At 63.3% G+C, this 11149-nt stretch carries 12 protein-coding genes; 6 read left to right on the forward strand and 6 right to left on the reverse strand.

Features of this window, described 5'->3' with window-relative positions:
* A complete protein-coding gene (locus NCR98_RS12925; protein ID WP_502799746.1) occupies nt 1-618 on the forward strand; it encodes a 5-formyltetrahydrofolate cyclo-ligase in 618 nt (205 codons plus the stop codon).
* Between the two features lies 1 nt (nt 619).
* On the opposite strand, the gene NCR98_RS12930 is transcribed toward NCR98_RS12925, so the two are convergent.
* Nucleotides 620-1132 (reverse strand): winged helix DNA-binding protein, encoded by a 513-nt coding sequence (locus NCR98_RS12930; protein ID WP_244826509.1) that lies wholly within the window; start codon nt 1130-1132, stop codon nt 620-622.
* Between the two features lie 181 nt (nt 1133-1313).
* Between NCR98_RS12930 and pxpB the strand changes: the two genes are divergently transcribed.
* The 5 genes from pxpB to NCR98_RS12955 all read left to right on the forward strand — a co-directional run bounded on the left by pxpB (nt 1314) and on the right by NCR98_RS12955 (nt 5558).
* Nucleotides 1314-1967 (forward strand): 5-oxoprolinase subunit PxpB, encoded by a 654-nt coding sequence (pxpB, locus tag NCR98_RS12935; protein ID WP_250526362.1) that lies wholly within the window; start codon nt 1314-1316, stop codon nt 1965-1967.
* Nucleotides 1964-3010: a 5-oxoprolinase subunit C family protein gene (locus NCR98_RS12940; RefSeq protein ID WP_244826511.1), complete on the forward strand. Its 1047-nt coding sequence runs from the start codon at nt 1964-1966 to the stop codon at nt 3008-3010. The genes pxpB and NCR98_RS12940 overlap by 4 nt, the downstream gene beginning before the upstream one ends.
* A 22-nt stretch (nt 3011-3032) precedes the next feature.
* Complete coding sequence (gene pxpA / locus NCR98_RS12945; RefSeq protein ID WP_250509625.1) at nt 3033-3779, forward strand: 5-oxoprolinase subunit PxpA; 747 nt, start codon at nt 3033-3035, stop codon at nt 3777-3779.
* Between the two features lie 106 nt (nt 3780-3885).
* On the forward strand, nt 3886-4605 hold the full coding sequence (locus tag NCR98_RS12950; RefSeq protein ID WP_250509626.1) for a DUF969 domain-containing protein: 720 nt from the start codon (nt 3886-3888) through the stop codon (nt 4603-4605).
* The gene (locus NCR98_RS12955; RefSeq protein WP_250466013.1) at nt 4602-5558 is read left to right on the forward strand and encodes a DUF979 domain-containing protein; all 957 of its coding nucleotides are present in this window, start codon (nt 4602-4604) and stop codon (nt 5556-5558) included. The genes NCR98_RS12950 and NCR98_RS12955 overlap by 4 nt, the downstream gene beginning before the upstream one ends.
* A 13-nt stretch (nt 5559-5571) precedes the next feature.
* Here the strand turns inward: NCR98_RS12955 and NCR98_RS12960 are convergent, their stop codons facing one another.
* The 5 genes from NCR98_RS12960 to NCR98_RS12980 form a co-directional block, all read right to left on the reverse strand.
* Nucleotides 5572-6678 (reverse strand): TraB/GumN family protein, encoded by a 1107-nt coding sequence (locus NCR98_RS12960; RefSeq protein ID WP_250526363.1) that lies wholly within the window; start codon nt 6676-6678, stop codon nt 5572-5574.
* 124 nt (nt 6679-6802) lie between these two features.
* A complete protein-coding gene (locus NCR98_RS12965) occupies nt 6803-7807 on the reverse strand; it encodes a peptide ABC transporter ATP-binding protein (RefSeq protein ID WP_244826515.1) in 1005 nt (334 codons plus the stop codon).
* On the reverse strand, nt 7804-8796 hold the full coding sequence (locus NCR98_RS12970; RefSeq protein ID WP_250526364.1) for an ABC transporter ATP-binding protein: 993 nt from the start codon (nt 8794-8796) through the stop codon (nt 7804-7806). Before NCR98_RS12970 ends, NCR98_RS12965 begins: the two co-directional genes overlap by 4 nt.
* 1 nt (nt 8797) lies before the next feature.
* Nucleotides 8798-9718 carry an ABC transporter permease subunit gene (locus NCR98_RS12975; RefSeq protein ID WP_244826517.1) on the reverse strand — a complete coding sequence of 307 codons (921 nt, stop codon included), beginning with the start codon at nt 9716-9718 and terminating at the stop codon, nt 8798-8800.
* A gap of 259 nt (nt 9719-9977) precedes the next feature.
* Nucleotides 9978-10988, reverse strand: coding sequence for an ABC transporter permease subunit (locus NCR98_RS12980; RefSeq protein WP_244826518.1), 1011 nt, complete (start codon nt 10986-10988; stop codon nt 9978-9980).
* Nucleotides 10989-11149 lie beyond the last annotated feature (161 nt).

The following is an 11149-nucleotide window of genomic DNA, read 5'->3' on the forward strand; positions in this document are numbered from 1 at the left end:
CTGGAGCGCGAGGTGGTCCAAAGATCGGTTGAAAGCATAGCACGCAACGTTTGCGCGGAACCTAAAAGCGCATTGCGTTCCACGCTTCTCGCAAGCCGCGAAGCACAGCGTGACGATCCCGCGCAAGCCGAAAGAAACAAGGCGCTCGCGACACGCATCGAGGCGTTGCTCGCGGAGCATGCGGTCAAGTGCATCGGCTTTTATTGGCCCGTTGCGGGCGAATTCGATGCGCGCGCTTTGCTCACGCGCTGGCTCGCGGCAGACGCGACGCGCGCCGCCGCGTTGCCCGTGGTGGTCGAGCCCAAGGCGCCGATGGCCTTCCACGCATGGCATGCGCAAATGCCGATGAAGGAAGGCCGCTATCGCATTCCCGTGCCTGCGCAGGAAACCCGCGTGACGCCGAATCTGTTGCTGATTCCATGCGTCGGTTTCGATCTGCAGCGCTTGAGACTGGGTTACGGCGGCGGCTACTACGATCGCACGCTCGCCGCCTGGCCGAATGGCGAGCGCCCCGTGACTATCGGGATTGCCTACGAATCGGGCAAATGCGATGCGCTCCCGCGCGAGACTCACGACTTGCCGCTTGGAGCCATCGTTACCGAGGCTGCCGTCTACTGACTCAAAGCGATGTCGCCGCGCGCGCGGCGGTATCGTAAAGACCGGATGCGTTGCGCATGAGTTGCGCGGCGTCGCCAATCTGCTCGTTTGTCAGCCCGCTCTCGCGCAGCGTCGACATGAGACAGCTCTCCCGCACTTCACGATACTTCCCGCACAACTCGCGCCCTGCCGCCGTTGCGGAAAAGAACACTTCCTTGCCCGTCTTCTCGCTTTTCACGTAACCGCGCGCCACCAGCTTCTTGAGTGCATACGTGGCAACGTGGGTATCCTCGATATTGAGGACGAAGCAGATATCGGCAAGCTTTTTCTTGCGATCGCGATGGCTCACGTGATGCAGCAGCGATACTTCCACGGCGGTCATGTCCTTCGCGCCCGCCGCCGACATGCAACGCACCATCCAGCGATTGAACGCGTTGCTCACCATGATGAGCGCGTATTCGAACTCCGATAACTCGGCGCTGACTTCTGACACGAGATGCTCGGAAGAGACGATCTTGGTAGGGTGACGCGACATGGCGAGGACCGTTGAAAAGTGCGTGGAGTGTATCCGAACGATATCGCGCAGCCGCGACCTTGCGTCACGAACTACACTCCGAACAAACGCTTATTGATAAATTGTCGATAATTTATTGACAATGTAGCATTCTGACGCGTTGCTGGCCGCATGGACGGCGCGCGCAAGGGACCAGAGAGGCATGACGAAACCACGTATTCATCCGCTTGGCGACAACGCGCTCGTGTGCGAATCCGCGCCACCGGCGACGCTCGATTGTCAGCGCCGCATCTGGGCGCTCGCCGACATCGCGCGACTCATGCCGCACGTCGTCGAAGTCGTGCCGGGCATGAACAACCTGACCATCGTCTTCGACCCGCTCGAAGCCGATTACGAAGCCCTCGCGGCGCAACTCGAAGATGGTTGGGAAGCAGCCACGCCATTGGATACAGGCGGCGCGGAGATCGAGATTCCGGTGCGCTACGGTGGCGCGGACGGCCCCGATCTGAGTTCGCTCGCCAAGCACGTCGGCCTTTCCGTCGATGAAGTCGTGAAGCGTCACACCGAAGCCGAATACGTCGTCTTCTTTCTCGGTTTTCAGCCGGGCTTCGCCTACATGGGCGGCCTCGATCCCGCGCTGCACACGCCGCGCCGCGCGGAACCGCGCCTCGAAGTGCCGGCGGGTTCGGTCGGCATCGGCGGGGCGCAGACGGGTATCTATCCCGCTGTATCGCCCGGTGGATGGAATCTGCTCGGCCGCACCGACCTCAAGCTTTTCGATCCGGCCCGCAACCCGCCGACGCTCATGCAGCCCGGCGACCGCGTGCGCTTTACGGCGCTGGAGGTGCGCGCATGATCGAAGTAAAACGCGCGGGCGTGCTCTCGTCCGTGCAGGATCTCGGGCGCCACGGCTATCGGCATCTCGGCGTGAGTTCGGGCGGCGCGCTCGATGCGCTGTCGCTGGAAATCGGCAATCGTATCGTCGGCAACAAGGCGGATGCGGCGGGCATCGAAGTCACGTTCGGGCCGACCGTGCTGCGCTTCTCGCGCGCGACGCGCGTGGCGATTACCGGCACGGACTTCGGCGCGACGCTCGACGACGAGCCGGTTTATTCGTGGTGGAGTTTGCCCGTGCGCGCGGGCCAGGAACTGACGCTGCGCGCGGCCAAGCGCGGCATGCGCGGCTACGTGTGCATTGCGGGCGGTATCGACGTCTTGCCGATGCTCGGCTCGCGCAGCACCGACCTCGGCGCATGCTTCGGCGGCCTGGGCGGACGCGCGCTTGCCGACGGCGACCGTTTGCCTGTCGGCGTGCCGCAACCGCACAAGGGCATCGCGTTTTCGCCGGAAGAACCGGCCTTCGGCGTGAAGGCGCCCGCGTGGTGCAAGTTCGTGCTCGTCGATGAACCCGTGCGGCGCGGCCGACATGCGCCGGGCGTCGACTGGGCCGTGCCGATTCGCGTGCTGCGCGGTCCGGAATACGCGAGCTTCACGGAGAAGGCGCAGCGCGACTTCTGGAACGAGGAATGGACCATCACGCCAAACAGCAACCGCATGGGCTTTCGCCTTGCGGGCACGGAGCTCGAACGCGGCGAGAAAATCGAACTGCTGTCGCACGCGGTCCTGCCCGGCACGATTCAAGTGCCGCCGAACGGCCAGCCCATCGTCCTGATGGGCGACGCGCAATCCACGGGCGGCTATCCGAAGATCGGCGCGGTCATCAAGGCGGATTTGTGGAAGCTCGCGCAAGTGCGGTTGAACGGCGGCGTGCGCTTCATCGAAACGTCGCTGGAAGAAGCACGCCATGCGCTCGCCGAAGAGCGGCGCTATGTCAGTCAGGTGGGCACGGCCATCGCGATGCACGAGGAACGCTGCGCGCGTCTGGCTAAATCAACGTAACGACTTTGAACGATACGACATCATGGAAATCGATCTGAACGCCGATCTCGGCGAAGGCTGCGGCACCGACGAAGCGCTGCTCGAACTCGTCAGCTCCGCGAACATCGCGTGCGGCTGGCATGCGGGCGGCGCAACCGCGATGCGCGAGTGCGTGCGCTGGGCGGTGCAAAAAGGCGTGGCGATCGGCGCGCATCCGAGCTTCAACGATCCCGAGAACTTCGGCCGCAAGGAAATGGACTTGCCGCCCGAGGAAATCTACGCGGGCGTGCTGTATCAACTGGGCGCGCTGTCGGCCATTGCGCGGGCGGAAGGCGGACGTATCGCGCATGTGAAGCCGCACGGCGCGCTCTACAACCAGGCCGCGAAAAGCCCCGGGATAGCGGATGCCATCTGCTCCGCCGTGCATGACTTCGATCCGTCGCTGCTGATCTTCGGTCTCGCCAACAGCGGTCTCGTCGATGCGGCGCGGCGCGCGGGCTTGGTCGCCATCGAGGAAGTCTTCGCGGATCGCGGCTATCGCGCGGATGGCTCGCTCGTGCCGCGCAAGGAACCGGGCGCGCTGCTCGAGGATGAAACCGAAGTGCTCGACCGCACGCTCGCGATGGTGCGCGAGCAACGCGTGCAGGCCGTGTCCGGCGAATGGGTGCCGCTCAAGGCGCAGACCATCTGCCTGCATGGCGATGGCGCGCACGCACTCGAATTCGCGCGACGCATTCGCGGCGCGCTCGCCGATGCGGGCGTCGATGTCCGCGCCGCCCGCGCCGAATAAGCGATTTTCCGATGCATCGAACGCCCCGCCTGCCGGGGCGTTTTAACAAGCGCTATTTACGCGTCCGCTTCGAGGCGCGATGTCTAACCCCTGGTCTGGAGATCTCATGGCAACCGCAGTCAACTTATGGCCGCTCATCGGCGTGGCCGTCATCATCGTGGGCTTCGTGCTGCGCTTCAATCCGATGCTGATCGTCGCCGCAGCGGCGATCGTCACCGGCTTCGCGGCGCACTTTCCCGTGGAGCGCATTCTGACCACCATCGGCACCGGCTTTCTGAAGACGCGCAATATTCCGCTCATCATCTTGCTGCCGCTCGCGGTGATCGGCCTGCTCGAACGGCATGGCTTGCGCGAACGCGCGCAGACGTGGATATCGAGCATTCGCGCGGCGACGGTCGGGCGACTGTTGATCGTCTATCTGCTCGTGCGCGAACTGACGGCGGCGGTCGGCCTCACGGGTCTCGGCGGCCATCCGCAAATGGTGCGACCGCTCCTCGCGCCGATGGCCGAAGGCGCCGCCGAAACGCGTTACGGCAAGCTCTCCGACGCGGTGCGCCACAAGCTGCGCGCATATTCGGCGGCAACCGACAACGTCGGCCTCTTCTTCGGCGAGGACATCTTCGTGGCGTTCGGCGCCATCGTGCTGATGGTCACATTCCTCAAGGAAGCGGGCATCGTAGTGGAACCCATGCATGTTGCCGTATGGGGCATTCCGACCGCGATCTGCGCGTTCCTCATCCACGGCTTTCGGCTGTGGCTGCTCGACCGGCGCCTGACGCGCGAACTCGGCGCGCTTACGCGCAATCTCGCGGGAGAGAAAGCATGACGCTCACCATCAACTATCTCTTCTATCTCGTCGGCATCGTGCTGGTGGTGGTCGCCGGCATGATCCTCACCGACAAGTCGCATCCGCGCCGCCTGACGACAGGCGTGTTCTGGCTCGTGTATGCGCTCGTGTTCCTGATCGGCGACTGGCTGCCGCCCGCGGTCGTCGGCGTGCTCGTGATAGCGATGGCGCTCATCGCCGGACTCGGCGGCGTGACCGGCGCGAAGCCGAAAATGCTGTCGGAGCAAACGCGCCGGCAGAGCGCCGCGCGGCTCGGCAACAAGCTCTTCGTGCCCGCGCTGACCATTCCGGTCGTCACCGTGATCCTGACGCTCGGCGCGAGCCATCTTGTCTTCGGCGGGCAACCGTTGATCGAGTTGAAGAACGTGACGCTGATCGGCTTCGGCATAGGCTGCGTGATCGCGCTAGCGGTGGCGTGCGTCATGACGCGCGATACCGTCGGCCAGTCGATGCGCGAGGCGCGCCGTCTCATCGACGCGCTTTCGTGGGCCGCCGTGCTGCCGCAAATGCTCGGCATGCTCGGACTCGTGTTCTCGGACGCAGGCGTCGGCAAGGCGGTCGCGCATGTGACGACGGCCTACATCAACCTCGACTATCGGCTCGTCGCGGTGACGGTCTATGTCGTCGGCATGGCGCTTTTCACGATGGTGATGGGCAACGGCTTCGCCGCGTTTCCAGTGATGACGGGCGGTGTCGGCGTACCGATTCTCGTCGGCGTGTTCCACGGCAATCCGGCGACGATGGCCGCCATCGGCATGTTCTCGGGCTACTGCGGAACGCTGATGACGCCGATGGCCGCGAACTTCAACATGGTTCCGGCGGCGTTGCTGGAGTTGCCCGACAAGAACGCGGTGATCAAGGTGCAGGTGCCAACGGCGTTGTCGCTTCTGATCGTGAACATCTTCTTGCTGAACTGGCTGATGTTCATCTGAATCGGCAAAGCGTTCAGCCAGCCACCACGACGAAGCCGCGCTTTCTCAGCAGTTCGAGCACGCCGCGCGACCCGCCGAGATGCAGCGCCCCGATAGCCACGAACACCGGCTTGTCGGGCGCTGCCAGTTGCACCATCCGCGCGACGAAGCGGTGATTGCGCTCATATACCACGCGGTTATCCACCTGATCCGCGAGCGGCTTCGAGCGCGCAAGCTTGTTGCCCTTGGCGTCGTCCCAGGCTTTGAGCGCGTCCGCGTCGCCGATTCGCCAGAGCCGGTGCAGCTCTTTCACGTCGGCGATGTTTTCGGTTGGCGTCTGCACGAGATCCTGTGCGAGCATCTCGCGCTGTTGCGCGGAAGTCAGACGCGTGAACGTCGATATCTGTTCGTTCAAGGTTTCGAGCCCGACGATTTTTCCTCGCACATGCAGATAGACATTCTGCAACTGCGCCTCGGTGCCGTACTCGCTCTGAAAACCGGCCTTGAGCGTGTCGTATGTTTCGATCAGCATCGACGCGAGCCACGGACGCGTGTGCCGCAATTCCTTCAGCGCATCGGGATTGTTGCGCATGCGCGCTTGCACCGCCTGCCACATCGAATCCGGCAAATAATCGATCAGACATTCGCTGCGGCACATGCCGAAGCGATTCACGTCCTCTTGCGAAACGAGCAGTTCGTCGGGAGAGATTTCGAGCGCGAGTGTGGGCGATGCATAAAGCGCAGCCAGTATCGACTGGCGAAACGGCTGTTCGGCCGGATAGTCGGTCGCGAAACCGACATGCAGCGTGCCGAGCAAATAGATGGTGGTCGTGCCTTTGGTCGCAACGTAGAACGGCATGCGCGCCGGCGCCGCGCGCACGGGGCCGCTTGCCGTCGTGCCATCGGATCGATCCACGGCCGGCGCGGGTGCCGATGCGCCCGGCGCCGCCGCTACGTCCGCGCCGCCTGCGGGCTGAGGGGTGCCACCTGCCGGCGTACGCGATCCGACGACCGCGAAACCGGATGGCGTAACGACCGCGCCTGCCATGAACAGTACGAACGACAGCACAATGGCTGTCGCTCTGGCGGACGCCACGCGCGCGGCGCGCGGCTGGTCATATGAATACGGCACGAGCGACATCTTAAAACATTCACGCGACCCGCTGGACACGCGCTGTCGCTTCGAGACGATCGACTTGGAGCTTGACCGCGCGCCGCCTTCTTTGAATGAAGCTGGCGCGCGTCAAACCGCGCGTCGATGCGATTCAAACCTCCACGTCACCTACCTCCTCGGCGCGATGACACGAGACTTGCCGCCCGTCGACGACGCGCAGCGCCGGTTCCTCGGTTCTGCAACGATCGATCGCGTACGGGCAGCGCTGATGAAACGTGCAGCCCGATGGCGGATTGAGCGGCGAAGGCATTTCGCCCTGCAGCTTGATCTTGATGCGGCGATCTTCTTCGAACAACGCGGGCGTTGCCGACATCAAGGCGCGCGTGTACGGATGACGCGGTCGCGCGAAAATGGTTTTCTTGTCGCCGAGTTCGGCCACGCCGCCGAAGTACATCACCATCACGTCATCGGCAATATGCTCGACCACCGACAGGTTGTGCGAGATGAACACGTAGCTCGTGCCGAACTGCGCTTGCAGGTCCATGAACAGATTGAGAATCTGCGCCTGGATCGAGACATCGAGCGCGGAAACGGGTTCATCGGCGACGACGATTTGCGGGTCGAGAATCATCGCGCGCGCAATCGCCACGCGTTGCCGTTGACCGCCCGAAAACATGTGCGGGTAGCGCGTCGCGTGTTCCGGTCTCAGGCCGACGGTGCGCATCATCTGCGCAATGCGTTGAGCGCGTTCGGTTGCGTTGAGCTTCGTGTTGATGGCGAGCGGCTCGCCGAGCGTCTGCTCGACGGTCTTACGCGGATTGAGCGAGGCAAACGGGTTCTGGAACACCATCTGCACGCGCTGCCGCAACGCGGCGATCTTATCCTTGCTCGCGCCCGCCACGTCCTCGCCATCGATCAGAAGACGGCCCGATGTCGGCGTTTCGATCATCGTCAACTGACGCGCGAGCGTGGACTTGCCGCAGCCCGATTCGCCGACGACAGCAAGCGTGCGCCCGCGCTGCAACTCGAACGACACGCCGTTCAGCGCCTTCACCGTGCCCTGTTCGAACATGCTGCGCTTGACGCTGTAATGCCGCGTGAGCTGATCGGCGGCGAGCACGATGTCCTTGTTGATTTCCTTCGGTACGGCGTTCATCGCGCGCCTCCTTCCACCACCACTTCGACATTCAACGGCTTGATGCAACGCGCGCGCACGGCCGCGTCGTTCGGGTCGAGCTGGAACAGATTCGGCCGCCCCTTCCAGCAGTCCTCGACGGCATATTTGCAGCGCGGCGCAAAGAGGCATCCACTGGGTCTGTCGTCGCGGCCCGGCACCATGCCCGGCAACGCCGCCAGACGATCCGCGCCGCGGCTATGTTCCGGAATCGCGGCGAGCAACGCTTCCGTGTACGGATGATGCGGCTCGCCGAAAATGGCAGGGACGTGATTCGTTTCGATGATCTCGCCCGCATACATCACCGCGACGCGCTGCGCCACTTCCGACACCACCGCGAGATCGTGCGAAATCAGCACGAGCGCCATGCCGCGTTCCTTTTGCAAGCGCACGAGCAGTTCCATGATCTGCGCCTGAATGGTCACGTCGAGTGCGGTCGTGGGCTCGTCGGCGATCAGGAGTTTGGGATTGCAGGCGACCGCCATTGCGATCATCACGCGCTGATTCATGCCGCCCGACATCTGATGCGGAAACGCGTCGATGCGGCTTTTCGCATCTGGAATGCCGACCTGATCCAGCAGTTCGAGCGCGCGTTTGTTGAGTGCGTCGCCGCGCAGGCCTTCGTGCAGTCTCAGCGATTCCTTGATCTGATAGCCGACCGTGTAGCTCGGGTTCAGGCTCGTCAGCGCGTCCTGAAACACCATCGCGATGTCCTTGCCGATGATCTTGCGACGCTCGCGCGCCGAGGCCTTCAGCAAATCGCGCCCATCGAAGGTGACCTGATCGGCCGAGACCTTGCCGGGTGCATCGATCAGGCCCATGAGCGCCATCATCGTGACGCTTTTGCCCGAGCCGGATTCGCCGACCACGCCGACCACTTCGCCCGGCTTGACCGACAGGTCGATGCGATCGACCGCCTGTGTGCCGCCGAACGTCACTTGCAGATTACGGATAGTGAGTAGATCGTTCATGTCATCCCATCCGTTTCAGTTTCGGGTCGAGGGCGTCGCGCAGACCGTCGCCGAGCAGATTGATGACGAGCACCGAGATCAGGATGGAGAGACCGGGCATCGTGACGATCCACCATGCGCTTTCGATGTAATCGCGCGCCGAAGCCAGCATGGCGCCCCACTCGGCTGCGGGCGGTTGCACGCCCAAGCCGAGAAAGCCGAGCGCGGCGGCGTCCAGAATCGCCGATGAAAATCCGAGCGTCGCCTGCACGATGAGCGGCGCGGCGCAGTTCGGCAGCACTTGCGAGAACATCAGCCGCACGACGCCCGCACCCGCGACGCGCGATGCCGTCACGTATTCCTTTTGCAATTCGCCGAGCGCCGATGCGCGCGTCAGACGCACATAACCCGGCAGCGCGACGATGGCGATGGCAAGCATGGTGTTGACGAGCCCCGGCCCGATGATCGCGACCACGGCGACCGCGAGCAAGAGTGAAGGCAGCGCGAGGAGCACATCCATGATGCGCATGATCGGGGTATCGAGCCAGCCGAAGAACGCGGCCATGAGCCCCAGCACGACGCCCGGAATGAGCGCGAGCACGACCGATACGAAGCCGATCCAGAACGACAGCCGCGCGCCGTACATGAGACGCGAGAGAATGTCGCGGCCGGCTTCATCGGTGCCGAGCAGGAACATGCGGTTGCCGCCTTCGAGCCACGCGGGCGGAATCTTCACGTATTCGCGATATTGCTCGATGGGGCTGTGCGGCGCGATCACGGGCGCGGTGAGCGCCACCAGAATCAGCACGAGCACGATGAAGCCCGCGACCACTGCGCCGCGATTGCGCGAGAAGTTCGCCCAGAACTCGCGGCCCGCGACCATGCGGCCGCTGGGTGGCGGTGTTACTGCCTGGGGGGGTAGGTTGTTTTGAATGTCGGCCATATCATGCCTCTCGCCGAGCCGCCTCAAGAGAGGCATGCGCCCCCTCGGGGGGCAGCGAACGAATGTGAGCGTGGGGGTGGTACATGTTTATGCCTCTCGCCGAGCCGCCTCAAGAGAGGCATGCGCCCCCTTGGGGGGCAGCGAACGAATGTGAGCGTGGGGGTGGTACATGTCTATGCCTCTCGCCGAGCCGCCTCAAGAGAGGCATGCGCCCCCTCGGGGGGCAGCGAACGAATATGAGCGTGGGGGTGGTACATGTTCACCTTGTATGGCGAATGCGCGGATTCAACACGCCGTACAGCAGATCGACGATCAGATTCACGAAGATCACGAGCGACGCGATCATCAGAATGCCGCCCTGCACGACGGGATAATCGCGACGCGAAATGGCATCGATCAGCCACTTGCCGACGCCCGGCCACGAGAACAACGTCTCCGTCAACACCGCGCCCGCGAGCAACGTGCCAACCTGCAAGCCGATCACGGTCACCACGGGAATCAGCGCATTGCGCAACGCATGCACGATCACCACGCGCAACGGCGAAAGCCCCTTCGCGCGCGCCGTGCGAATGTAGTCCTCGCGCAGCACTTCGAGCATCGACGAACGCGTCATGCGCGCAATCACCGCGAGCGGAATCGTGCCGAGCACGATGGTCGGCAATATCAGATGGCTCACCGCGGACTTGAACGCGCCTTCATCGGTGGAGAAGATCGAGTCGATCAGCATGAAGCCCGTGACGTGCGGAATGTCGTATTCCACCGCGATCCGCCCCGACACCGGCGTCCAGCCGAGCCTCGCCGAGAAGAACATGATGAGGATCAAGCCCCACCAGAAGATCGGCATCGAATAGCCCGTGAGCGCGGTGCCCATCACGCCATGATCGACCACCGTGCCGCGCTTGAGCGCCGCCGCCACGCCCGCCGGCAGACCGACGATGAGCGCGAAGATCATCGCGCAGATGGAGAGTTCGACGGTCGCCGGAAAGCGCGCCATGAATTCGCTCATCACACTCGTATTGGTGATGATCGACATGCCGAGATCGCCCTTGAGCGCATGGCCGACATAGTGGAGATATTGAAGCGGTAAAGGCTCGTCGAGACCTAAGCGCTTCATGGCTTCGGCGTGCATCGCCGGGTCCACGCCGCGTTCGCCCATCATCACTTCGATGGGGTCGCCCGGGATCAGGTGGATGAGCGCGAACGCGAGAATCGTAATGCCGATGAACGTCGGTATCACCATTCCTATGCGTCGCAAAACGAATCGGAACATGATCGCCCTTTGGTTCGTACTTGGGGATTTGGAAGAGTGACCGGCGGGGGGGGTGGGTTTTGTCCCCCGCCCGCCGCCCCGGTTGCCGTAATATTTTTTATTTTAAAAAAACTTTGCCTTTGAACCCAGGGTCTTATTAAAAAATAAGAGCCCCCCCGACC

Origin of the sequence: Caballeronia sp. GAWG2-1, assembly GCF_023631405.1 — a bacterium.
Classification (GTDB): domain Bacteria; phylum Pseudomonadota; class Gammaproteobacteria; order Burkholderiales; family Burkholderiaceae; genus Caballeronia.